The 23034-nt window shown below is 59.0% G+C and carries 20 protein-coding genes and 4 tRNA genes; 9 read left to right on the forward strand and 15 right to left on the reverse strand.

The window, feature by feature from the left end; genetic code table 11:
* Positions 1–120: 120 nt before the first annotated feature.
* From ACHZCU_RS20300 to ACHZCU_RS20310, 3 genes are all read left to right on the forward strand, one after another.
* Positions 121–447, forward strand: coding sequence for a hypothetical protein (locus ACHZCU_RS20300; protein WP_319520314.1), 327 nt, complete (start codon positions 121–123; stop codon positions 445–447).
* 138 nt (positions 448–585) lie between these two features.
* Entirely contained in the window at positions 586–945 is a 360-nt protein-coding gene (locus ACHZCU_RS20305) for an EF-hand domain-containing protein (RefSeq protein WP_319520315.1), read from the forward strand.
* A 12-nt stretch (positions 946–957) separates the two neighbouring features.
* Positions 958–1389, forward strand: coding sequence for a hypothetical protein (locus tag ACHZCU_RS20310; RefSeq protein ID WP_319520316.1), 432 nt, complete (start codon positions 958–960; stop codon positions 1387–1389).
* A 36-nt stretch (positions 1390–1425) separates the two neighbouring features.
* Here the strand turns inward: ACHZCU_RS20310 and ACHZCU_RS20315 are convergent, their stop codons facing one another.
* On the reverse strand, positions 1426–3909 hold the full coding sequence (locus ACHZCU_RS20315) for a mechanosensitive ion channel family protein (RefSeq protein ID WP_319520317.1): 2484 nt from the start codon (positions 3907–3909) through the stop codon (positions 1426–1428).
* A 333-nt stretch (positions 3910–4242) separates the two neighbouring features.
* Between ACHZCU_RS20315 and ACHZCU_RS20320 the strand changes: the two genes are divergently transcribed.
* Positions 4243–4827, forward strand: a complete 585-nt coding sequence (locus ACHZCU_RS20320; protein WP_106304382.1) for a VCBS domain-containing protein — start codon at positions 4243–4245, stop codon at positions 4825–4827.
* A 106-nt stretch (positions 4828–4933) separates the two neighbouring features.
* Here ACHZCU_RS20320 and ACHZCU_RS20325 read toward each other — a convergent pair whose 3' ends face one another.
* The 14 genes from ACHZCU_RS20325 to ACHZCU_RS20390 all read right to left on the reverse strand — a co-directional run bounded on the left by ACHZCU_RS20325 (position 4934) and on the right by ACHZCU_RS20390 (position 21097).
* Complete coding sequence (locus ACHZCU_RS20325; protein WP_319520318.1) at positions 4934–6331, reverse strand: hypothetical protein; 1398 nt, start codon at positions 6329–6331, stop codon at positions 4934–4936.
* Positions 6328–8517: a hypothetical protein gene (locus ACHZCU_RS20330; RefSeq protein ID WP_319520319.1), complete on the reverse strand. Its 2190-nt coding sequence runs from the start codon at positions 8515–8517 to the stop codon at positions 6328–6330. The genes ACHZCU_RS20325 and ACHZCU_RS20330 overlap by 4 nt, the downstream gene beginning before the upstream one ends.
* A 227-nt stretch (positions 8518–8744) precedes the next feature.
* Positions 8745–9524, reverse strand: coding sequence for a hypothetical protein (locus ACHZCU_RS20335; RefSeq protein ID WP_319520320.1), 780 nt, complete (start codon positions 9522–9524; stop codon positions 8745–8747).
* Between the two features lie 96 nt (positions 9525–9620).
* The gene (locus ACHZCU_RS20340; RefSeq protein WP_319520321.1) at positions 9621–10565 is read right to left on the reverse strand and encodes an RDD family protein; all 945 of its coding nucleotides are present in this window, start codon (positions 10563–10565) and stop codon (positions 9621–9623) included.
* Entirely contained in the window at positions 10562–11629 is a 1068-nt protein-coding gene (locus ACHZCU_RS20345; RefSeq protein WP_319520322.1) for a stage II sporulation protein M, read from the reverse strand. Before ACHZCU_RS20345 ends, ACHZCU_RS20340 begins: the two co-directional genes overlap by 4 nt.
* Positions 11626–12939 carry a DUF58 domain-containing protein gene (locus ACHZCU_RS20350; RefSeq protein WP_319520323.1) on the reverse strand — a complete coding sequence of 438 codons (1314 nt, stop codon included), beginning with the start codon at positions 12937–12939 and terminating at the stop codon, positions 11626–11628. Before ACHZCU_RS20350 ends, ACHZCU_RS20345 begins: the two co-directional genes overlap by 4 nt.
* Positions 12939–13895: a MoxR family ATPase gene (locus ACHZCU_RS20355; RefSeq protein WP_319520324.1), complete on the reverse strand. Its 957-nt coding sequence runs from the start codon at positions 13893–13895 to the stop codon at positions 12939–12941. The genes ACHZCU_RS20350 and ACHZCU_RS20355 overlap by 1 nt, the downstream gene beginning before the upstream one ends.
* The gene (locus tag ACHZCU_RS20360; RefSeq protein WP_319520325.1) at positions 13864–15201 is read right to left on the reverse strand and encodes a hypothetical protein; all 1338 of its coding nucleotides are present in this window, start codon (positions 15199–15201) and stop codon (positions 13864–13866) included. Before ACHZCU_RS20360 ends, ACHZCU_RS20355 begins: the two co-directional genes overlap by 32 nt.
* Positions 15198–15878, reverse strand: a complete 681-nt coding sequence (locus tag ACHZCU_RS20365; RefSeq protein WP_319520326.1) for a DUF4129 domain-containing protein — start codon at positions 15876–15878, stop codon at positions 15198–15200. The genes ACHZCU_RS20360 and ACHZCU_RS20365 overlap by 4 nt, the downstream gene beginning before the upstream one ends.
* Positions 15879–16151: 273 nt before the next feature.
* Entirely contained in the window at positions 16152–18143 is a 1992-nt protein-coding gene (locus ACHZCU_RS20370; protein WP_319520327.1) for a hypothetical protein, read from the reverse strand.
* A gap of 237 nt (positions 18144–18380) precedes the next feature.
* Entirely contained in the window at positions 18381–19526 is a 1146-nt protein-coding gene (locus ACHZCU_RS20375) for a hypothetical protein (RefSeq protein WP_319520328.1), read from the reverse strand.
* 199 nt (positions 19527–19725) lie between these two features.
* Positions 19726–19802 (reverse strand) — tRNA-Pro (locus tag ACHZCU_RS20380).
* Positions 19803–19873: 71 nt separating this feature from the next.
* Complete coding sequence (locus ACHZCU_RS20385; RefSeq protein ID WP_319520329.1) at positions 19874–20353, reverse strand: DUF192 domain-containing protein; 480 nt, start codon at positions 20351–20353, stop codon at positions 19874–19876.
* Between the two features lie 165 nt (positions 20354–20518).
* The gene (locus ACHZCU_RS20390) at positions 20519–21097 is read right to left on the reverse strand and encodes a cold-shock protein (protein WP_106304534.1); all 579 of its coding nucleotides are present in this window, start codon (positions 21095–21097) and stop codon (positions 20519–20521) included.
* Positions 21098–21256: 159 nt separating this feature from the next.
* Between ACHZCU_RS20390 and ACHZCU_RS20395 the strand changes: the two genes are divergently transcribed.
* From ACHZCU_RS20395 to ACHZCU_RS20415, 5 genes are all read left to right on the forward strand, one after another.
* Positions 21257–21697: a VOC family protein gene (locus ACHZCU_RS20395; RefSeq protein ID WP_106304537.1), complete on the forward strand. Its 441-nt coding sequence runs from the start codon at positions 21257–21259 to the stop codon at positions 21695–21697.
* A gap of 166 nt (positions 21698–21863) precedes the next feature.
* Positions 21864–21938 (forward strand) — tRNA-Glu (locus tag ACHZCU_RS20400).
* A gap of 111 nt (positions 21939–22049) precedes the next feature.
* Positions 22050–22124, forward strand: a tRNA-Glu gene (locus ACHZCU_RS20405).
* A gap of 87 nt (positions 22125–22211) precedes the next feature.
* A tRNA-Glu gene (locus ACHZCU_RS20410) sits at positions 22212–22286 on the forward strand.
* Between the two features lie 192 nt (positions 22287–22478).
* Positions 22479–23012: a DedA family protein gene (locus ACHZCU_RS20415; protein WP_319520330.1), complete on the forward strand. Its 534-nt coding sequence runs from the start codon at positions 22479–22481 to the stop codon at positions 23010–23012.
* Positions 23013–23034: the final 22 nt, after the last annotated feature.

Here is a 23034-nt window from a genome sequence, read left to right on the forward strand (position 1 = left end):
CACCCGCGCCCTGCGGCAAGGCTGGATCGTATGATCCTGATCAATTCCAAACCTTCATAAAATGTGCCAGATTCGAGGGCAGCATCTACGTTGCTCAAAGACTGACGAATCGAAGACACCATGTTCGGCCGATTGCGCGCATTCATTGTTGCCATGATTTTCCTGCTCGGCCTTGTTGGCGGTGCGGGAACGGCTTTCAGCTATCAGCCGTCCGACATGGCGTCCTGCGATGCGCAATCGGTTTCGATCCAGGCTTCCGCAGATTGCGGCAAGAGCATGATCCATACATCGTGCCTTTATCATGGTGCATGCGGGCTGTTCCTGCCCGCCGACGTCGACCGCAGGATTGCCCGCAGCGGTATTTCGGTCCGCGGCGTCCTGCCGTCGACGGTCCTGACGAGCCTGCCGACCACCCCGGAAATCCCCCCTCCCATCTCCGCGCTCTGAAGCGTTCGCAGCCCTTTCAACAGGTAAAAGCCTGCCGTTCTGCGATCCATAAACTCTCGCTCCATGCGTAAAAAATATCTATTTTTTACAATGGATTGCGATCCAATATTCAGAAATCGCTCAAGACGGAGATGATCCATGAGCAAGATCGTTATCGCTTCCACACTCGCGCTCGCCTTCGGTATCAGCGCAGCCAATGCCAACCCTGCCCACCATCCGGAAACCGGGGCGGACACCAATGCCGGCAGCATGATGCAGCCCGGCATGATGACCGGCCCGATGATGGGTGGCTCCATGATGAACGGGATGATGAACCCCGACATGATGGTGATCATGCTTGACGCCGATGGCGACGGCAGCCTGTCGCTTGCCGAGTTCCAGGACATGCATGAGCGCATGTTCGGTTATCTCGACAAGAATGGCGACGGCATGCTCGATGCCGCCGAAATGCAGGACCATCACGCCGGTGCCATGCCGCACGGCAATGACAGCGAGTAAGGAGGAACTCCAATGCTGAAACACATTCGCAACCGCGCCGTCTCGGGCCTCGCCGGTATCGGTATCGCCGCCACCCTTCTCGTTGCACCGGCCGCAATCAGCGCCCAGCAGCCCGTAATCCCGGAAGGTGAAACCATTTCATCCTGGGTCGAGAACGGCCAGAACGGGCGTTACCTGCTGCAGATGCTCGAAGGCGAAGTTCCCGCCGGCGAAACAGCGATGACCGGCGTCATCCTCAGCGACACCGATTGCGCACCCGACGCCGACGGCATCAATCATTGCAAGAATGAAATCCGGCTTGAAAACGGCAGCGTGATCAAGGGCACCAACAACCATCGCATGAGCGTGAACCGTTGCCTGAAACCGGGCGAAACCGTCACGGTATCACCGCTGAATGATGAATGGGCGGTCGTGCTCACCAGCGAGCACGAGGCAACCCGATAACAGAAACTGCCACACGAGGCCGCGTTTTGCGCGGCCTCACCGCCAGCCAAACCGGAAAAGACGGAAACGGCGTCTCTGCACATTCGGGCGCTCGGGGCCGACGGGTCTGAACTGCTCGCTTTCCGGCGGCGCTCCTTCGGGCGGATAGTTGAGCGTGTCCTGCAGCTTCGAGACTTCTTCGGCGGTCAGGTTCGGAAACGGCAGCGTTCCGCCGGTACGCCATTTTGCAACCTCGTCTTCGGCCTTGCCGCCCCTTTCCGGATCAATACCGCGATCACGCGCAAAATAGAGCGTCTGGGCCGGATAGGCGAAATCGGTCCCCGATTCTTCCACAAGCGCCATCATCCTGAAGACGACATCTTCCTGTATTGCCAGAAAGTCCGAATAGTCGGTGGTCTGGATATAGGCGAAAATCTCGTATTCGACCCGGTTTTCCGTAACCCCCAGAAGCCGTACGCGGGCCGGATCCGGCAGAACCTTCGGGTGCGCAATCAGCATCCGTCGGATTTCCGTCAACAGATAGCGCAGCTGGTCGGGACGGGTTTCCGGGCGCAGCGCAAATGTCCGGCGCATCAGAATGCTGTCGCGCCGCGTGAAATTCTCGATATTGGAACTGATGAAATCGGAATTCGGTATCGTCAGCAGCGTTCGCTCCAGCGTGCGGATCACGGTCGAGCGCAGGCCGATATGCTCGACCGAGCCGATACGCCCGTCGAAACGTCCGAAATCATTGACATCGACGGGCCGGTCCACGAACAGAATGAAGGCCGAGATCACGTTTTCCAGCGTCGAACGCGCGGCAAAGGCAATCGCGATGCCGCTGATACCCAGGCCGGCAACGGCCGCGCCATAGGGAATGTCCAGCGCCTCCGCAAAGACCAGAATGTTGACGCAGAGCACCAGAACCTTGGCGACGCCAACCAGAAGCGACGACAATATCTGGCCGCGCGGGTTGACCAGCCCTGCCCGCGTGATCGCGCTGTGAATCCGGTCAACCAGCCAGAACTCGATGGGAATGGCGCCGGCGATGATCATCAGAACCGCCATCGACTTGATCATGCTGCCGAACTGGGACGGCAGGCCGAGAATGGCAAAACCGGCATAATTGATGATGCCGAACACCAGCAGGCGAATGCCCCAGATCGCAAATGTCACATTTTTGGCTGCCGCACGGCTCCGCCGGGCGATCCATGAAAGCGCCGCGCCAATGAGGAAAGCTGCGAGCACAGCCACCACGAACACGGTCGTCAGCCCCGCCCATTGCCAGGCCTCCAGCGGCCCGACGAGTTGAAGGCCCGCCGGAACCGTGCCGGCGACAAAGGCCCGCAGCTTGAAATAATGGGCTTTCGAATGGGTGTCATACGGCAGCACCCGCACGGCTTTGGGCAGGACTTCCGTGGCGGCATAGAGCGAGCGGACCGAGCTTACGGTTTCCGGTGTGAATTTCCACTGCACCCCGTCATCGGTTTCCGTCGGCGCCAGAACGATATCGCCGGCCGGATGGGTGAAATAGATGAACGGTTCCCTTGAGCCCGGATCGTTCGGAATTTCCTGAAACACCACCTCGCCGATCCGCGCGATCACCTCGTTCAGATATTCGGCAACCAGAACCGATTGGCGATCTCGAACGACAGAGGGCAGCTCGGACAGATCAAGCGCGGCAACGGCTGTTTCCTGCAATGCGGGGCCGCCGCGCATGGCATCGATAAAGCTTTCCATCGCCGCCCTTGGCGTGGAGCCATCGAAGCGCCCGCCGCTGCGGTAGACCGCACTGTCCGTTTCATCCGAAATCTCGGCAAAAAGACGTGTAACGGTTTCGGCCGGCGGCGCGATCATGAACCAGTCCTCGCCGACCCGGCGAAACTGCAGCGGAAGCGTCCGCCCGTCATAACGCGTCAGCACCAGTTCGGCCTCGTCGCCCTCCGGCGATTGTGTCTCGAAAATATCGGGATCGACGGTGAACTGGTCGAGCAGAAGGATCAGCGGCGCCAGCTCGCGAGCATGGTTTTCCCGTCCGCCGCCCGGAAAAATCAGCAGCGACAGAAGGTCATCCTGAAATTCCAGACGACCGCTGCCGACCGCTTCGGCGGCGATCAGAAAGGTGCGCAGGGTTTCCGAGGGCGACGACTGGAAGGCGCGCAGATCCTGATCGTGGTCGGAGCCGATGCGCGAGCCCGTCCACCACTGGGTGTTGCCGAAACGGCCGACAAAGCTCTGACCGTCGTCCGACATGACGAACTCGAACGAGCCGCTGCCCTTCGGCGTATTCCATGTCCCGACCAGCCGGTTGCCTTCGACCTCGCCCTCGAGGCGACCGTTATAGGCCGGGTAACGGCCGGTGACCTGATTGTCTTCCTGCTGCAGGTAAACCCGTGCGCCGCCATCGAACCAGCGCGAAAGCCACGCCCCGGTCCAGCTATGTGAGGCCGCCATGGCAAACGAACCGGCACCGGCGAAAAGGATAATCCCGAAAACGGCAATGACATGAAAAAACACCCGGTACAGCGAACGGCTTTTCATGCCCTTGCCGATGGATCGTGATGTTGTCGCTTTCAAATCCTGCCTGCCCCCGGTGTCATGCGCATATCCCCCGGCCCCGCTGCCGCGCTCCGGGCCGAAGCGGGGATTAAGATCGAACAACCATGCAAGGTCAATACATACGCCGCAAGAAACCGGCGTTGCCCGCGCAGATATCGTCCGGCCTCACGGTCTCAACTACTGATTGGATATTTGCTTTACGCTGACGTTTGAGACCACGATATAGACTTTTATATCATTGAAATGACGTAGTATTCTGATTAGATCGTATCCCTTCACCTACATAACAACGCCTTCTCGAGGATTTCCCTGCATATGAAATATCTTCCGCTTGTCATCCTTTTATCTGCCTCCGCCGCATTCGCTCAGGACTGGGCCGACCCGGATCATCCGGAAATCGATTATTCCGGTTTTTACGGCCAGATTGCCTCGGAAAACGGCTACAAGGAAATGGTCGGCTGGTGGTCCTATGGCGACGATTCCAAGGGCTATGACGATATCGACCAGCTGATGGTTGCAGCCAATGAATATCAGCTGATGACCGAGAAAAAGCACTGGACGCTTGCCGGCGAATGCCTGGATGGCACGCTCATCGTCGCGCTCGACCATGATATTACAGCCAAGCCCGACAGTTTTGCAGTGGCCGATGACGGCTTTATCGACGTGAATTACACGGTCGACGGTGACCGGCATTATGAGGAAGGCTGGGTCAACACCATGGAGGGCGTGCGCGCCGCCCTTTTCAATGAAGACGCCCACACCATCCTGAAGGATTTTTCCGAAAGCAGCGAAGTCACATTCAATGTCTCCAGCGCGGACGGCACCGCCCATGAACTGACATTCGACCTGACCGGATCGGATGAAGTCCTGCCCAGGCTTTTTGCCGAATGCGGCCTTTGAGATACAGGCGCTCGGGCCGGTGAGAGCATGATTATTGCCGGCCTGATGAGGTGAACAGGCGCAAGGGCCCGCATTCGAAAAATGCGGGCCCTTGCTCTTTCCAGGGTTATTCCGTTTCTACAGGAATTCCCGTTTCTTCCAGCCAGTCATTGCGCCACAGGTTATGGGCGTAGGCGCCGGTTTCATCGTAGAAGGTGGTATAACCGTCTCGGTCGCCATCGCGCCACATCTGCACTTCCTCAATCGCGCCGTCTTCGGCAAAGATATAGTGCGGACCATCCTCCACGCCGTCGCTGTAGGTCGTGACTTCCAGTCGGTAGCCGTTCTCGTCAAGCAGGCTCCAGCGTCCCTGTCTGATGCCGTTCTCATAATGGCCTTCCCTAAAACGGGTGGTATAGGGTGACGTTTCGCGCCAGCCGCCCTCCTTCTCGCCGTCTTCGTAATATCCGGCAACGATGACTTCGTCATCGCGATATTCCGCATAAAGCCCGTCCAGAACGCCGTGATCGTAGTTCTCCACCTTTCTGAGACTACCGTGCATGGTGGTGGTGCGCTGCTCACCATCAAGCTTGCCGTCATCGTCGTAGAATTCATGCACGACCAGAACGGAGCCTTCGATCCGCTTCCATTTGCCGACGCGCTTGCCGTGATCGTAATGGCCGCGTTCGATCTCACTCCCCCGCCACACGCGGGTATATAGACCGTCCTCCTCGCCATCGACGAAGTGAACCCGCGTGGTGATCTGATCGATCTTCGTCGTCGAGACAAACAGCCCCTTGTATTCGCCATCGACAAGCTCGCGCCGGTCCAGCATTTTGTCGCCGCGATAGAGGGTGATCAGAAGATAGCCGTCGGTCTTGATTTCGGTATCGACAAATTTTCCGTTGGTCTCAACGGTCTTCCAGCCCTTGCCGTAGCCCTCGATCTCGACCGGTTCTTCCAACCATATCTGCTTGCCGTCCTTCCATTTTTCGTTGCGCACCATTTCGCCGTATTCATTGTAGTCGACCTGCGATACAAGCGCGCCTTCGCGTGACCAGCGACGCTCGCTGCCCGTCGGCAGCCCCATGTCGAAATGGCGTTCGGCCCGCTTTTGCCCGGATGGCCAGTATTCCAGAACATCGCCATCCAGTTCGCCATCGCTATAGTGGCTCTGCTCGATGAGATTACCGTCTTCGTCCCATGTCTGAGCATCGCCATGCGGTTGGCCGTCGGCGTTGAGCGGTACGCGCTTGCGGACCTGACCTTCAGGATAATAGAGCTCATATTTATCGACCCTGTGGCCCTCGCCCAGCGTCGGCTCGGTATTCCAGACGCGGGCGTACCGGTTGCCGTCGTCATCGTAGACATCGATCGTATAGATGCCGTCGGTGACGTCTTCAGGCGGCGTATATGTATAGGCACCGTCGGGATCGGGGTTCAGGTCCCGGTCGACTGTTGCGGCAAGAGCCGTCGTGCCGGCCAGCAGAAGGGACAGCGCGGTTGTTGTGAGTAAACGGATCATTGAGCGTCCTCCTGCTCTTCCGGCGCGGGAATTGGCGCGGGCAGTTCCGGGAAGGTAACCGTGAAGCGGCGGGTGACCGGCTCCGGTTCGACAACGGCCTCCAGGATGCGCGCCGGCTTGCCTGCCGCACGGAAATAGCCTTCCTCGAAAAGCGCATCGGCAATCGTATCGTCCATCCACAGCCTGCCGCTGTCCGGCGAAACCAGCGCCAGCGCTGCACCGTTCTTGTCGACAAGACGGAAATGATCGTTGAATTCGGCGATGGTCATCGACGGGTCCACACCAAGCATTTCCGGTTTGATCTGCCAGGGGCGCTCGGAATCGGGTGTGATCCCGGCATCCTTCCAGGCCAGGGTCGAATCGCACTCCAGCATTGCTTCGACCGTGCCGTGATCATAAAAATGCGTGCGGATACCGTCTTCGGTCTGCAGTTCCAGAAGACGGGTGCCCTGATAGCCGCTGCCATCGGGCGCCTTTTGCACGAATGTCAGCGCGTGACCGGCCAGTGGCGCCGGCTCCGCCAGCTTTGCGTCGCAATGTTCGGCCTGCAACATCGGCAGCCGAAAACGCAGTGCTGCGCTTTCCAAGCCTTCCGGGGCGATATCTTCCAGCGCGACCGGTTCACCGTCGCGAAACAGCAGTTGTTTTTTCGGTTCGCTGTCCGGGTTCAGCCGTTCACCGCGTTCGGTCAGAAAACCGACCTGCCGCGTCATCGCGGGCTCATCGGCAAACCGGTTCACCCGGACCCTGACTTCATCCGGCACCTCATCGGCCTTCAGCGCAATGAGAAGTGCATTCTGATCGGGGGTCGCCAGAAGGCGCACCTGACTTTCGGTCGGCGTCAGCCAGTCCGCACCGCGATCGCCTGCATAGATCATGCCCTGCACATCGCTGCCTTCGGGAAAGGACCAGTTGAAATAATCCGACGGCCCGCCCGAAAGCAGCAGCTCATAGCCTTCGTCCGCGGGGCTGAGTGTTGCGGTCACGCCGTCGCGGCTCACACGCGCATTGCCGTCCGCATCCGGCTGAAGCGTCAGGGCGAATGATTCCGGCGGGTACCAGTCGATGTCGGCGCGCACTTCCGTAGCGCGGGCCAGATCTTCGCGGGCATCGCCAATCCCTGTCGGGCGGGCCCTGATATAGGTCTGGAACGGATCATCGCCGTAGCCAGGAAAGGTTATCGGTTCGCTCGTGATCACCCGGGTTTCGAGTGGCCGGTCACCTTCGAAAAGCCTGACATCATGGATCTCGAACCGGCCGATATTGTCGCCGATGGCGGCCGTATGGCCAAGGGTAAGGCTCAAGGCCTCATCATCGGCTTCATCCGCCGTTCCGAAAGGATGCGCGAAAATCTGCGTTGCATCCGGCATGGGCTCCGGCGGCGGCAGCGGACCTTCCGGCATGGGGTACCATTCCGGCTCGTCACGGGCAAAATCGGCATAAACGCCCTTGGGGTAATCGGCCGGCGCCATGGCAAGGGTCTGGCGGATATGGTCGCCGTCCTTGTCCTCGATATCGAGCAGGGTTTCATAGGTCATGACCGAGCGTTCCACCCAGCCGGTTTCACGGTCCAGCACCGAAACGCCGGACAGTTTCCGGAACGGCCCTGCCCCATCATAACGGACGAAGACCTGATCCGGCGTCACTTTGGTGACAGTCACGTCGACGTCGCGGACCAGTTCCAGATCGGCCGTCGTGCTCCAGCCTTCCTCGGCCTCGATGGCAACAGGCGGCACGGGCTGTTCAAACTGTTCGGTTATCTGGCCAACCATCTGGTCGGGCATCTCGCCGCCGCCGCGCGCCGAAAAGTCGACCAGCCGCCCTTCATCCAGATCCACCAGCGCGGTAAACCCCTCGCGCAGCAGATCGGTTGCATCATCGGGAATATCCCCCAGCGCCGTGCTGAATGTGCTCATACCGCTGTCGAAAACAGTCCACAGCGGATAGATATCGATCATGAACTGATCGTCGGCATTGCGTCCGTTTGCGACAAAGCGGGTCAGCGCCGAGATATGGTTGGTGTCATCGAAATACCCCGGATCATCCGGATTTCCGAACCGCACCGACATCTCCAGATGATAGGTGCGCTCGCTGCCGTCGGGAGGATTGAAAGTGATGGTCTCTGCTAAGGCCATGCCGGGCATGCCGGCCACTGCGAGAGCCAGCCACAGGCGTCGATAGGTCATGCTTTCTCCTTCAATTGCGCGCAGTCTTGCAGCATCGAAATCGGCATGACAAGTGCCTCAAAGTTGCGATTTCCCCTTTAAAATCATACGTTAACGTCAATTCTAAAAACACGCATCGCGTGTTTACCCCTGGGCGGCACCCTCAACAGACAGATACAAAAAGGCCGCCCTGACAACAGGACGGCCTCGCATTTTTGCAACTGCTTAATCGCAATCGGCTTCGGTTTTCAGTCAAAAACCTCGGCGAGATCGGCATAGCCGACGCCTTCCTTGATATCGCGCAGTCTGGCGTAGGCCACCGAGACGGCGATCGACAGCAGTGCGGTCGTGATACCGTTGATCAGCCCCAGCACAATCGCAACGAACAATGCCGGAATCGGCAGGAATGCAGCCACCATCGCAACGAGGAAGGTGATGACGCTGATGATGATGTAGGTCACGACGATGAAACCCACAACCGGCCAGCGATAGCCTTTCGTGAGCTGGCTGCTGCGCGAAAGGGCGCCGAACCCGGCGCGTTCAATCATGATGGCGGGGACGCATACCGCCCACACACCGCACAACCACAAGCCAGGAACCAGAAAGAGCATCGAACCGACGGCAATACCAAAGGTCGCAATGAGCGTGATGATAATCAGGGCCGGAAGGCGGCGCGCCGTTTCACCGAGATATGCATTGAAACGAACCGGCCGTCCGGCCTTGGTGTCATACGCCGCCAGAACCATCATGCCTGTCATGATGGAATAGGCAATCATCGGCACCACGCCGACCACCAGAATCGCAGTAGCGGGAGACTGGACCATCGCATTGCTGGCAGCCACATCGGGGTCCAGCGGATTGCCGGCGCCCATACCGATAAAATAAGATACCAGCTGGACCACAATGCCGGGAATAGCCGCCAGCAGGAGGAATGTGAAAAACCGTTGGCCCATAACGGAGAAGGTCTCACCGATCCGCTCGCCAACACCAAAGGCGGGCTGAACCGTCGTTGCGTCTGTTGAAGTCATTATCGATCTGCTCCTTGATCTTCCTCAAACATGTATTTTTGCGCTTACTGACCTGATCGTGACAAAAAGTCTATAGGAATCAATGAAAAAGCCCGCCTAGCTTGTATGAGAATCGGCACTGCCGTAATGCTTGTCCGCGCGCGCATCACCAAACAGCCTCTTCTGTTCCAGATAGCCGCGCTGTGCGACGTAGAAGGCTTGCAGAAATGCCTCTTCCTCATCCGGCGCCACAGCTTCCTCATAGCCGATCTTGCGGCAAATCCGTCTTGCGGCATCGGAAAGCCGGGGCCGGTTCACCTCGCTTCTGGCACCGCGCAGCAGTTGTTCCAGCACCTGCAACTCATAGGCACCGTAAAGATCCATCTGTGCCGGTGTGAACACGAAACGTTCGGCGGCGGTTTCGGAAGCCGGCGCACTGGCCAGATCCGGCAACAGCGCGGACGAAGGATTGGTGATCACCGCTGTGCCTGCGATCAGATCACCCAGCCGCTGGCTTTGGGCTGTGACCATGGGAATAGCCATGACAATGATCAGCCACAAAAGTGCTATGACCGGAAAAAGCAGGTTTCCCGCCGATGCCGAAAGAAGAATCAGAACCGGCGTGAAAATCTCGATTTCCTTCATCAGATTTCGCACGACGATCCGGTGCACGGAAAGGCCGGTTCCATCCACGGCAACGGCACGGATTCCCAACAGCCGTTTACCCGGCGTGCGCCCGTTCGAAAACAGCTCGGCAATGATGTAATAGGGCGTACCGATGACAAGAAAGATCAGGGACCCGATGGCCTGCGCGGCCTGAAAACCGACCGAGCCGGTCAGCCCCAGCGCCAGCAGCACAAGCACGCTGGCAACAATGGTAATGATGATATCGATGATCTGCGCCCCGGCCCGCGCATACAGGCTGGCAATTCTAAGCCCGAACGGCACGCCTTCGGGCGGAATGATCGTCAGCGTTCTGGCCTGCGAACGGTCACGCCGCTTCTGACGGGCCTTTTTCTGCCTTGCAGGTCTGGCTTGTTGCGCAACGGTTCCGCTCGTCATGGCGCGCCCTCTCCAGCAGAAACATCTGCGCCGGTTTCGCGCGGGTTAAGCTCCGTTGACCTGTTGCCCTGCCGTCCGGCCCCGATCAGCCAGACGAACCAGAGCGCCCCGATCCCCCAGCCAATGGCAATCCGCCACGCCGGCGCCGTCACCAGCTGGCGCGCAAAACCTTCCAGAACGCCGGCAGCCAAAAGCATGATGGCGGCAAGAACGGCCAGTTTGACCGCATCATGCGCGGCATAAGCAAGGGATGCCTTGCGGGTTTTCTCGCCGGGAAACAGGAAGGCGCGGCCCAGCCGAAAACCGCCCGCCGTGGCGATGACAATTGCCGAAAGCTCCGTGACGCCGTGAATTGAAAGCCATGCGAACAGATCGTAGCCAAGGCCCTTGTCCGCATAAATCGAACCCAACGCACCAATCATGGTGCCGTTGTAGAGAATCAGAACAGCGCTCGGCACGCAGGCCATGATGCCGAGGACAAAGGCAAAGATGGCGATACGGGTGTTGTGCGAAAACAGATAGGTCGCAAAGGCGCCAAGCTGATCGAGCGCACCGGGCTCGCTGTCGTAGATCACCCGCCGCAACGCATCGGCGCTGGCCTGCGGCCCACGTCCTGCCGCAAGGCCATCCGGCACAAAGGCATAAAACCAGGTCGGGTCCGCCTGCGTGAGCAGAAAGGCGGCGACAGCACCGAGTGCCATCAGGGCATAAGCGGCGATGAATTCGATGCCCGAACGCCGAAACGCCCCCGGCGCACCGGTCGTAAAGAAACGCGAAACAACGCCGCTGAGGCTGGCGCGCGGCGCGTAGACGACGAGATAGGCCCGTGCGCTCAGGCTTTCCAGATAGGCGACAATCGCCGAATCAAGCGAAATCTCGCGTGCCACGGAAAGTGCGTTCACCGCCTGCCGGTAGAGCGTCACGAGATCGCGAGAATCACTAAAAGCGAGGCTTTTCAATCCCCTGCGTTCGGCTTGCTCAACAATTGCCTGAAGCCGCAGCCAGTCGCCTTCGCGTTCGCTGCGAAAACGGCTTGAGCGGATCGTTTCGCCGGATGTTCTCATATCAGTTCCCGTGACCGGATTGACAGATAGGTGGAGACAAGTTCCGACCGCAGCCCGCCCGGCGTGGTTTCGATGACAAAGACACCAAGGCGGGAAAGCCGGTCCAGCACGCGGCGGCGCTCCCGTTCCAGGTCGCTTGCGGCCACCGTTTCGGCAACCATGTCGGTGCTGGTTGCCGATCTGCGGTGATATGTTTCCAGAAGCGGATCACGCAGCGTGACGAAGACGACCACATGATGCCGGTTCAGGACCTGCACATTTTCCACCAGAAGCTCCGCCGTTGTCGTGTCGACAAAATCGGAAAAGACAACGACCAGACTGCGCCGGGACAGGCGCTGATGCAAATGGCTGAGCGCCAGCGTATGGTTGGTTTCCACCAGCCGGTATTCCAGCGATGCCGTATGCGAACGCAATTGTGCGAAAGCCCGGCGGCCATCCATGGGCGGAATGAACAGGCGCGGACGGGCGTCGAACGCAAACAGCCCGACCCGGTCGCCGCCCTGAATTCCCGCCCAGCCCAGCGCCAGCGCGGCATTGATCATATGGTCGATCTTGGCCAGACCGTTGATCGGTTCGCGCATCAGATGACCGTTGTCGAGCGCCAGCACGATCGAATGGTTCCGCTCCGCCTGCATCTGGCGCGCAACCAGCGCACCATGGCGCGCACTGCGTTTGTAGTCGATCGTGCGGGTGTCCATTCCCGCGACGAACTCCCGCAACTGGTGAAATTCCGAGCCCTCGCCATGCACGCTAGCGGCCTTTGCGCCAAACTCGCTGGCCGCAAGCTGCATGTCGACTTCGCCGGAGGCAATCGAGCGGATATTCGGAACGGTCGCGATTTCCGCATCGAGCGGATGATAGCCGATGAGATCGACAAGGCCGAACCGGCTCTTTCTCAGCGTCGCGACGGACGACAGCGTCCATTTTCCGCGCTGGACAGCACGCACGCGAAGTTCTGCAACGACGCTGTTGCCGCTTTCCGGCTCGAATACAAAATCGCCGGGTCCCGCCAGTCCCTCCGGCCACCGCAGGCGTCCGGTCACCTGTGGCAGGGCCGGCGCGCCCTCCCGGCCCTTCAGGCGGAGAATGACGGTCCCTTCCTCCCCCATGAAGATTTCACGCGGGCCGGCGATTTCCATGGTGTATTTCCAGCTTCCGGGCGTCAGCAGGCGATCGACGATGACGGCAGCGGCCAGAACCAGCCAGGCAGCCGTGATGACATCGACCGGTATGGCGGGCAGCGCAAGAACCGCGATGGACAGAGCCGCCACGCTGCATGCCAGGGCCAGAAGCAGAACCGACGGACGCATCAGCGCGGCGCTTCCGTTCTGTCGAGAATGGCCTCAAGCACCGCACGCGGGGTGCGGCCCTCGATTTCGGCTGCCGGGCCCAGCACAATACGATGACGCATAACCGGAATGAACAGTCCCTTGACGTCATCGGGGATGGCATAGTCGCGCCCGTCAAGGGCTGCGCGTGCGCGCACCGCGCCGCAGAGCGCATCGGCCGCACGGGTTGAAACGCCATAGGCGATATCGGCATCCTCGCGCGTTGCCCGCGCCAGTTCCAGCACATAGCGCAGAATGGTTTCATCCAGCCGGATCTCATCGATCAGCGCCTGCCCGGCCCTGATCTCGTCGAGACCGGCGACCGGCGTGATCGCGGCCTGACGGACATGGGCGTCCAGCCCCTGATTGGCGTGACGTTTGAGAATTTCGAATTCGGCCGCCTCATCGGGATGGTCAATAACCAGCTTGAACAGGAACCGGTCGAGCTGCGCTTCAGGCAGCGGATAGGTCCCCTGCTGTTCGATCGGGTTCTGTGTTCCGATGACGAAGAAGATATCGCCGACAGGATGGTCCACGCCGTCAATCGTCGCCTGACGCTCGCTCATGACCTGCAACAGCGCGGCCTGGGTTTTCGGCGGCGCGCGGTTGATCTCGTCGGTCAGCAGGATGTCGGTGAAGATCGGCCCCTTGACCAGCTCGAACCGGCGGGCGTCAAAATCGAAAATATTCGACCCGGTCACATCCCCCGGCATCAGATCCGGCGTGAACTGAATGCGCTTGAAATCGAGCGAAAGCGCGGCTGAAAGGCTGCGCGCCAGCAGCGTCTTTGCCGTCCCGGGTGGTCCCTCCAGCAGGCAATGACCACGGGCGAACAGCGAGATCAGCAGAAGTTCGACAATTTCGCCCTGCCCCTGAACCGCTTTTTCAATTTCACCGGTTATCCGGTCACGAAGGTCGCGAAGCATGTCCAAATGCATCGAGGGTCTCCTGAACTGCTTTTTCAAAGGGGATCAGCGCGGCAAGGCGCTGATGCGAATCGAGGCCGGTTTTCGCCACGGCGTCATAGGTCTGCGCGAGGCGCTCACCCGTTTCCGGCACACGACGCCGAACGCGGGTCATGATCTGTGCCATGGTTTCGGGCGCCGTCATGGGCCGGCGCGATGGCCCGAGCACCGCTGCATCGAGCGTATCCATGCGGGCATCGACATAGGCAAAGACAAGGTCGTCCTGGTCTCCCGAAAACCGCAGCAAGCGGGCGGAGGCGGCAATAGTGCGGGTCTTCGAGGCCATGTCGACCGTGTCCGCTTCCCCGACCGGAGAGCCGAACCGGCGGCTGCCGCGCCACAACGCCAGACCTGCCGTCACCACAATACTGATCCACAGCAGCGAAAACGGATATTCGAAAAACCGCCCCAGATCCGCAAGCGAACGTTCGCGCGGGTCGAGACCACTTGTATCGGTGATGTTGGCATAGGTGGTGTTGTCGATATAGACCGGACGGCCTTCGGCAAGCTTGCCGATCACCGCCGGCGCGAGCCGGGCATTGTCACCATTGGCAAGCCCGTGATTGTCGAGAAGGTCCGGATCGGACAGCATGTAGAAACTGTCGCCCTCACCCCAGATATCCTCGCATCGCGCCAGCAGCGTCCCCTTGTCGCCGAGTGTCAGCAGCGGCGCGCAGGCTTCATCGACGACATCGCTGAGGACCCGCGGCGCATAAAGCGCTGCCTCGCCATCCATCGCTTCGCCCGTCCGGCTGTCGATGATCGGAGAAACCACAAAATCCTCGCCGGCAGAGCGGACCGAAGGACCGCGCCAGAGCCCGAAGATTGTCAGCTGCCCGGTCGGGATCAGGACCTCGGGGGTCGCGGTTCCGCTCGTCACCATGTCGCTGCGCCATTTTGGCAGCACCACCAGCGTGTCGGCATTTCCGATTTTCGCCCTGAACGTATCCAGAGACAGGTTCCGCAGCGTTGCAGCCGGGCTTCCGGCTTCAAGTTCCTTGGTCTCGCCGCGGCCGACGGTCAGATCGGTATCATAGAGGGGCAGAAGCCGGAGTATCGGCGTTTTTTCGCCGCGCACTTCTTCCGGCGCGGACGGCTCTATCGCAATGCCCTCACGCTTCAGCCAGAGCGCCAGTCCGTCCGTGCCGATGGCGCTGCGATCAATGCGGCTGGAACCGGAAAAGAATATCAGCACCATCGCCGCGACCACAACGGCGGCGAGAATGACGAGCGGGAATGAGGAGCTTTCTTGCGCCTTCACCGGCGTCTTTTCACTCATGCCTCGGTCCTCCGCAGAAACGGCACGGCAAGGTCCAGGCAATATTGATAACGCTCGTTGTCGATCGTCTGCCCGCCAAAGACGACATGTTCCACCTCGGATGCCAGCGTTTCAAGCGCATGCCGGTGCGAAAACCCGCCGGGCAGTCGCTGCATGATCTCGCGGGTTGTCAGACTGCGCTTGACCGTAACGCTGTTTTCCTGCGCCGCCAGCGCCAGAAACCGCTGGAGCACGATGCGCAGCCCCTCGCGCGGGTCGGGTTCAGCCCGCAAACGCTCCACGAGGCTATGATCGATCGCCGTCGGTTCCGGCCGGTCCGGCGCCGATTGCTGCGGAAAGGCCTTTCCGCGCCGCGGCCCGCCCAGTTCCGCCAGCGCATAGCGTGACCGGTAGACGATAATGGCAATGGCGATGCCCATCAGCGCCAGAATCACCCAGCCCGTGGTTTCGCCCGGATTGAAAAAACCGTCGAAATTGCTGATTGGCTCGGGATCATCGGCCTTGGAAACGGCGGATCGATAGTCGATATCCGTTTGCAATCCACTGCCGTCGACGGCGTCGAGATAGGTTTCGCCGGACAGATCACGCGGCGGAACGAGCAATTTTCCCGGCTCTTCTGCGCGTGCAAGACCGGCGCTGAACACGACCATCAGGAAAGCCGCATAAATCACTGACATTAGTCGGCTTTCTGGCTGCATCAGAATCTACTCCGGCGTTCAGTCGTTCGCCCTTAGCATGGACCTGTGGCGGCTTCAAACAGAAGCAGGACATTTATCGGCTACCGCCTTTTCGAAACCGGCGCCTTACCATAAGGGCAGATTGCTGCTGAATGTGCAACAATGCGCCCGCCATCGCGCCGAAAAGCGTGGGCGCAACAGCACCGGTGGCGACCGAAACACCGCCACCGGAATTGAGAAAGAGGAAGGCCGGACCGGCCAACCGTGCCGAACCTATTCGGCCGTTGCCGTGATATCGACCTGCTTCAGCAGGCTGGTCGGGTCCATTGAGGCTTCCATGAAGGCCGGCATGCCGATCCCCTGCTCGGGCTTTGCGGTGATGGCAATCTCAAGGGTGTTCGGATCGGCGACAAAGGCCGAGAGCGCGTCCACAACAGTCTGGATAGCCGGATCATCGCCACCAAAGGTCTGCGTTGCAATCGACGGCAGCATGGAAATCGCCAGCTTGGCCTGGGCTTCGCTCATATCGTTCTGCTCGGCATAAAACTTCAGGCCCCTGGCAAAGAGACCATCATTTTTGACCTTCAGCGCCACCTCATGGGCGGACAAGCCCAAAGCGGCAGACTGAACGGCCATCATGTCGCCGGAGAAGAACGCCTCGTTGAAGCCGCCAATGAGGCCCGAAAGCGAAACGCTTCCCATGTCCTGGCCGCTGAGGGTGATATCTTCAACGACAAGCTGCTCGTTTTCCCTGTCCCAGTGGATCTGGATATTTTCCGAGACGGTCACGGTTTCATAGCCCAGCTGCCTGATCGTCTCGAAGACCGGATCGTCGGCGTTGTCGGCCAGCCCGTACGTCAAATCCTCCAGAGACATATGAATATCGGTGGGAATATTGTTGAACGGTGCCTTCAGCGCCAGCGTGAAGTCCTTCATGGCAATGTTGATGGGTTCATCAACATCAAAACCGACCTCATCGCCTTCAATCGGCTTAACGTCGATCGCATAATCCGTCATCCGGAAAGTCCCGAAATCGGGCAGGAATGCTGTTTCCGGAAGCGCATCATCATCGCCGGCTTCCACGAACTCTCTGATTCCGTCAAAGGTCGGTTTCAGCGAAAGGTCCGTCCACGAAGCCTGTTTCAGCGTGACCGAATCCTCACCGGCGTGAACCGCCAGCCCGTCAAGCGAGAGGTCGACCACCATATCGTTCAGCGAGACAGCCAGACCATCGATCGCAAACGTCATGTCCGGCTCTTCGTCCGTGGTCAAACCGATACCCGAAATCTGGATATCGCCCTTCGCGACAACATCGGCAAGCGACAGGACCTGAAGACCGAGACGTTGCTTTTCCTCCTCCGGCAGAACATCTTCAGCCGTTGCGTCCTGCAGTGCCGTGATCGTGTCGATGACAGGCTGGTCCGCCAGACGCATCGAGAAACCGTCACTGCGCAGTACGTCATAGCTGACGCGGGCCTTGTCCGTTTCCATGACGAAATTTTTGGCAGACATCGGCCCGTAGACCTGATGCGGCGTGTTTTCGTCCCCCTCCGGCTTTGCTTCGGTGTAAACCCGCAAGAGGAAAGGCCCATCGATGTTCTGCCCTTCGATATTCTCAAGCGAAACGGTTGCAGCGCCAGAGGTATCCTGGCCGGCTTCTGCATCCTGCAGGGCCAGCGTCATCTGCGTTTCCACGCCGCTTATGGAATAGTTCCCCACAATTCCGTCGACCACATCGTTCAGCACGACATCGGTGTAGGTGGTTTTCTGCTCAGAACCCGCAAGGGTCTCAACGGCCTCGACATTCGAAACCGCGATGCGCCCGGCTGACAGGTGTTGAAGACGCTCGGCCGGCGTCAGATCATTCTCTCCGGTGGCTGCGGCCAGAAAAGCACGGTTCAGACCGGCATTTTCGACCTGCAAACTCGGAACCTTGATATGGGTCCGGTCCGTGTCAAAGGTGATGTCGCTTGCATCAATCATGCCTGACAGAAACAGGAATTCCGGTCGCGCTTCCAGCGACGCGATATGGACGGTGCTGCCGTTTTCCAGCGGAACGGAGACCTCACGCATATGCACGCGGCCCATGAAATCGACCTTGACCGAATCGGCCTGAGCGCCGCCGTTTTCCAGACTGGTCGTCACCGTTTTTTCCAGCATGACCTTGCCGCCGACAACGCCTGCCGCAGCGATCACCGCAATTGCAGCCACTGACCAGAGCAGAACCCGCCCTGATTTGCGCGAACCCTTTTTCGTATCATCCATAAAGCGCTTCCTTTTACCTGTGCTGATTTTCTAATTTTTATGCGCCCCCCGATTAGTTTTTCAGACAGCGATACGCAATCGGGAAGGCCTGATTTCATGATCTGTCTGATCGCCGAAAATGCTTTTTTTCAATCGCATCTGACGTTTACGGGGCTGACAATGGCGGTTTGAAACGAGAAAAAGGAGGTGCATAAAAACAAATTAAATTCCATATTTTCAATATCTTGAAAACATCAATCAATCCTTTTTCTGCATACGCAGATAAGAGATCGGATAGAACGGTTCTGAAAAGTGCGAAACGGCAGGGACTTCAACAATGTCATGCTGAAGCGCCATCTCCCAACAGCCGTTGCAGTCCTTGTCCGTGGCCTGCCTCACCGCATTGTCGATAGTGTTGCGGACATCCACCGTCATTCCGTGTGCCGTCCGGATGTCGTCGGCGCGGCCAGCAGCCAGCATCTCGTACATCGCCTCCGGGCCGGCGATCAGCACTGTAGGCGAGAAGATTTCGTAGGATTCCATCACCATCCGCTCGCCGTCACTGCCGATAATCGGAGCGCCGGGCCGATCATTTTCCGCCGGATGCCGCAGAAGCATGCCCTGCCTTGCGTTCAAAGCCGGCTCGCCATCGATTTCCCAGACCAAACCGGTGGCATCAAGAACCGCAGACAGTTGTTGAACCATTCTGGACACATCCGCCTCCGCGATCTGCAACCGATCCGGCGCAGGCTTGTCACGAGACACAAACAGGGTTGGAAGCTGCAACGGAAACGATCCACCGAAATCGGACGCCCCGAGGTACGGGTTGCGAGCCTCGATCGAGGTGGCGATCACATTCGGATCGCCAAGCGCTGCATCGGCCGCGCGCAGTTGGTCTTCGCGGCTGTGAACAACCTCGAAAATCCGCGTTACCGGACGCGAGGCATCCAGAAGCGGTTGCAGCGACGATTGTTGCGCGGCAACGCCCGGCGTGTCCGATGTCGAGCAGTATCGGGCTTCGCAGGTCCAGCGCTCGACCGGCCGGTCATCCCTGAACAGGGAAATGAAATAGCCATTGGCCACATGTGAAAAACCGAAAGGCGCGCGGACCGGATCAGGATTGACGGAAAAATAGCTGTCCTCTGCCAGCGCCCGCAACACGTCAGGGTCATCGACAGCCCGCAATTCGCCGCCTGCCGCAGGCTCATGCAACACCAGTACGGGATGATCCTCGTCCAAAATCTCGACACCCCGCAGGAAATATTGCCTGCTCGTCAAACCGTCGTTTTTGGAAACCGTGGCCTGTGTTGCGCTCAACAGGGATGACGGCGAAATGCCGAGATATGCCGCAAACATAACAACCGCGATCATCACGGCGGCCACGGCAAGGACAATGTATTTCATGCGTTGGATATCGAACCTGCTCAGACACGAGTGAGCATAACTGCATTTTCCCCAATCCGGTTCCACCGGAAAACCGAAAAGACCGAACGGACGCCCCTCAAGCCCGCGAAAAACGCCCTTCACCACGTCCGATCAGCCCCACGGCACGCGCAAGGAGAATCATCGACAGCAATATAATGGGTGATTTCATTTGGCTGAATGGTCGGAGTGGAGAGATTCGAACTCCCGACCCTCTGGTCCCAAACCAGATGCGCTACCAGGCTGCGCTACACTCCGACACTGGGTGCCCGGATACACTGAAGGGCTGCGCGCCGCAACAGGAAAATGGCTTTTGCAAATACGGACGATTACTTGTCTATGGCCGGCCCGCTGACCGTGTCGCCGGGTTTCAGCCCGTAAGCTTCGGCCTCTCCGCCGCCGATTTCCAGCACATAGCGCACCGGTTCGGATGAACTGATGATCGCCTTGGATTCGGGCTCGGCCTGTTCGTGAAACCCCGAAACCGTTCCATCGGCGCGGATAAAGACCATGTCGAGCGGGATCAGCGTGTTCGCCATCCACATGGAAGCGGGCCGCGACTGCCCGAAATCGAAAATCATGCCGTGGCCACGCTCAAGCGCGGTGCGGTACATCAGCCCACGCTGGCGCTGCGGCGAACTGGTGGCGACCTCGACCACCAGCGGATAATCGCCGCTTTCGGTATGCAGCGTCAGTTCGGATGTCGGAAAGACAATGTCGTTATCCTGAGCAGTGACCAGGCTCGCTGACACGAACAGGGCGAGCAGAAAAACGGCGGCAAACAAGCCCCTGTGCATACGGATCGTCATGATCTCTCCATTTCCGGCAACAGCGCCGGCCTATCATTGCCATTCAACCAACAGCCGGAAGGCCACCATGCCTGCCTCTGGTTTTAAGAGAAGGATAGCGCTTCGGGCCGAAAACAGGAACGGATTTTCAGAAAAACGAGGTGCCGTCACCCGAAACCGGAGACCTCAGTGGGTGCGGCCGTGCGGCGACGGCATATCGGGGTGAACTTCGGCCGCCATCAGCCCTTTGGGGCCCTCGCCAAAGCGCACGAGCACGCTCTGTCCCGGCACCAGTTCGGTAATGCCATAGCGCCTGAGCGTTTCCATGTGAACGAAAATGTCCTCGGTCCCCTCGCCGCGCGTCAGAAAGCCGAAGCCCTTTTCGCGGTTGAACCATTTGACCAGAACACGTTCGAGGCCGCTGGACGGTTCGACCTGAACATGGGTCTTGACCGGCGGCAATTGTGAAGGATGCACAGCCGTCGACTGATCCATCGAAAGGATACGAAACACCTGCAGGCCGCGCTCGCGCTTTTGAACCAGCGCAACCACGCGCGTGCCTTCCAGGATCGTCTGGTAGCCGTCGCGCCTCAGGCAGGTGATGTGCAAAAGCATGTCTTCCATGCCATTGTCCGGCACAACGAAACCGAAGCCCTTGCCGACATCGAACCATTTCACGAAACCGGTGACCTCGAGCAGATCCCCCGTTTCCGTGCCCGCATCCTCTCCGACCGAGTATCGTTCTGTCTGTGACCTCTCGGCCATACCGTCCCGCTCCTTGAAAAAACCCGGCTGCGAATTAACTGATTCTTGTCATTAGAATAACATTCATTCATCGGGGTGCCACAAGTCCAAACGAAAAAGCAGTGGATGCGCATCCCGGCGACACACGCCGTTTTTGAAAATCCGACAGGGAAGAGAACAATGCATTACCTGCACACCATGGTCCGCATTACCGACATCGACGCATCGCTGCACTTCTACTGCACGCTTATGGGCCTTGAAGAGGTGCGCCGTGTTGAAAATGAAAAGGGCCGGTTCACGCTGATCTTTCTCGCCGCCCCCGGCGATCTGAAAGACGGCGATGGCGAGCATGTGCCGAAACTTGAGCTGACCTATAACTGGGACCCGGAAGAATATTCCGGAGGTCGCAATTTCGGCCACCTGGCCTATCGTGTGGAAAATGTCTACGACTTCTGCCAGAAGCTCTCCGATGCCGGCGTGACCATCAACCGGCCGCCGCGCGACGGCAATATGGCCTTTGTCCGCTCGCCCGACGGCATCTCGTTCGAGATTCTCCAGGAAGGCGATCCGCTGGAGCCGAAAGAGCCCTGGGCCTCGATGCCGAATACCGGCAGCTGGTAGCCGCAACGGGAGCTGCGCCGAAAGGCGCGGCTTCTTTCCATTAAAATCAGTCGGTTACACGCGATCCTGCGACTTCATTTTCAACATGTCGTTTTTTTGAAGGAATCGCTGTTTTACGCTTGCAGCAATTCTATTGCCTGATTATAAGGGCGCCCAGCGAACGCATGCGCCCTTCGTCTATCGGTTAGGACGCCAGATTTTCATTCTGGAAAGAGGGGTTCGATTCCCCTAGGGCGTGCCATTCGCACAAGGTGTAAAAGCCTTGCTGCAAATGGGGTCGAAGCCTGGCTTCGAAACCTGTGTTCTGCTGTAGAGGACCTCGCCCAAAGCGATGTCTTCGAATTTGAAATGCGCGCCCTTCGTCTATCGGTTAGGACGCCAGATTTTCATTCTGGAAAGAGGGGTTCGATTCCCCTAGGGCGTGCCATTCAAATTCTGCCTGACGGCAACCACCCCTGTAAAACAGAGATGGCGACCGCCAAAATTCTGTGGCATCGTGCCCTCACCGGCGCATGCGCCCTTCGTCTATCGGTTAGGACGCCAGATTCTCATTCTGGAAAGAGGGGTTCGATTCCCCTAGGGCGTACCAGTTATCCACAGGCGCGCCGCTCCCGGCAGCCATTTCGCAAAAGCTCCACATCATGTCCGCCGCGTGCCTGCGCGATTCGCACGCATTCCGGAGGCCTGCCCTTTATCGGCAAAGCATAATACGCTACCGCCTTTTCAAAGGATTGCCATGATACCGGCGCCGGGAAAGGCCGCGTCGGCATGAGGAGCGGGCATGCATCTGATCCACGAATCGATCGCGATGATTGAACCCTATCTGCGCCACTACGGGCTGCCGGCGCTTTTTGTCATCGTCTACCTGGAATCACTCGGCGCACCATTGCCGGGCGAAAGCGGTGTCATCTGCGCTGCATTGCTCGCCTCGGCCGGTCAGTTACCGATCGAGGGCGTGTTCCTCGCCGTCGCCGCCGGCGCCATTCTCGGCGACAATACCGGCTATCTGATCGGGCGTTATGGCGGCCGCGGCATCATCGAGCGCTACGGCCGTTACATCGGGCTCAACCAGCAGCGACGGGAATGGATCGAAGGGCTTTATGCGCGAAGGGGCGCGGCCGTCGTTGTCGGCGCGCGTTTCGTCGTCATCCTCAGACAGTTAAACGGTATCGTCGCCGGCATGATGGCCATGCGCTGGAAGCCGTTTGTGATGGCAAACATTGCCGGCGCCATTCTGTGGACGGCCGTGTGGACATCCGTCCCCTTCATCTTCGGCGATTTCTTCGCCTCTCACTTCCATGACATCCTGAAATAGGACCGCAGACCAAGGATCGATG

It is taken from the genome of uncultured Martelella sp. (assembly GCF_963677965.2).
Lineage (GTDB): Bacteria > Pseudomonadota > Alphaproteobacteria > Rhizobiales > Rhizobiaceae > Martelella > Martelella mangrovi.

Excerpts from the sequence above, each read along its gene's own strand:
- ACHZCU_RS20300 (WP_319520314.1), top strand. The coding sequence starts at position 121 with ATGTTCGGCCGATTGCGCGCATTCATTGTTGCCATGATTTTCCTGCTC.
- ACHZCU_RS20305 (WP_319520315.1), top strand. The coding sequence starts at position 586 with ATGAGCAAGATCGTTATCGCTTCCACACTCGCGCTCGCCTTCGGTATC.
- ACHZCU_RS20310 (WP_319520316.1), top strand. The coding sequence starts at position 958 with ATGCTGAAACACATTCGCAACCGCGCCGTCTCGGGCCTCGCCGGTATC.
- ACHZCU_RS20315 (WP_319520317.1), bottom strand. The coding sequence starts at position 3,909 with ATGAAAAGCCGTTCGCTGTACCGGGTGTTTTTTCATGTCATTGCCGTT.
- ACHZCU_RS20320 (WP_106304382.1), top strand. The coding sequence starts at position 4,243 with ATGAAATATCTTCCGCTTGTCATCCTTTTATCTGCCTCCGCCGCATTC.
- ACHZCU_RS20325 (WP_319520318.1), bottom strand. The coding sequence starts at position 6,331 with ATGATCCGTTTACTCACAACAACCGCGCTGTCCCTTCTGCTGGCCGGC.
- ACHZCU_RS20330 (WP_319520319.1), bottom strand. The coding sequence starts at position 8,517 with ATGACCTATCGACGCCTGTGGCTGGCTCTCGCAGTGGCCGGCATGCCC.
- ACHZCU_RS20335 (WP_319520320.1), bottom strand. The coding sequence starts at position 9,524 with ATGACTTCAACAGACGCAACGACGGTTCAGCCCGCCTTTGGTGTTGGC.
- ACHZCU_RS20340 (WP_319520321.1), bottom strand. The coding sequence starts at position 10,565 with ATGACGAGCGGAACCGTTGCGCAACAAGCCAGACCTGCAAGGCAGAAA.
- ACHZCU_RS20345 (WP_319520322.1), bottom strand. The coding sequence starts at position 11,629 with ATGAGAACATCCGGCGAAACGATCCGCTCAAGCCGTTTTCGCAGCGAA.
- ACHZCU_RS20350 (WP_319520323.1), bottom strand. The coding sequence starts at position 12,939 with ATGCGTCCGTCGGTTCTGCTTCTGGCCCTGGCATGCAGCGTGGCGGCT.
- ACHZCU_RS20355 (WP_319520324.1), bottom strand. The coding sequence starts at position 13,895 with ATGCATTTGGACATGCTTCGCGACCTTCGTGACCGGATAACCGGTGAA.
- ACHZCU_RS20360 (WP_319520325.1), bottom strand. The coding sequence starts at position 15,201 with ATGAGTGAAAAGACGCCGGTGAAGGCGCAAGAAAGCTCCTCATTCCCG.
- ACHZCU_RS20365 (WP_319520326.1), bottom strand. The coding sequence starts at position 15,878 with ATGTCAGTGATTTATGCGGCTTTCCTGATGGTCGTGTTCAGCGCCGGT.
- ACHZCU_RS20370 (WP_319520327.1), bottom strand. The coding sequence starts at position 18,143 with ATGGATGATACGAAAAAGGGTTCGCGCAAATCAGGGCGGGTTCTGCTC.
- ACHZCU_RS20375 (WP_319520328.1), bottom strand. The coding sequence starts at position 19,526 with ATGAAATACATTGTCCTTGCCGTGGCCGCCGTGATGATCGCGGTTGTT.
- ACHZCU_RS20385 (WP_319520329.1), bottom strand. The coding sequence starts at position 20,353 with ATGACGATCCGTATGCACAGGGGCTTGTTTGCCGCCGTTTTTCTGCTC.
- ACHZCU_RS20390 (WP_106304534.1), bottom strand. The coding sequence starts at position 21,097 with ATGGCCGAGAGGTCACAGACAGAACGATACTCGGTCGGAGAGGATGCG.
- ACHZCU_RS20395 (WP_106304537.1), top strand. The coding sequence starts at position 21,257 with ATGCATTACCTGCACACCATGGTCCGCATTACCGACATCGACGCATCG.
- ACHZCU_RS20415 (WP_319520330.1), top strand. The coding sequence starts at position 22,479 with ATGCATCTGATCCACGAATCGATCGCGATGATTGAACCCTATCTGCGC.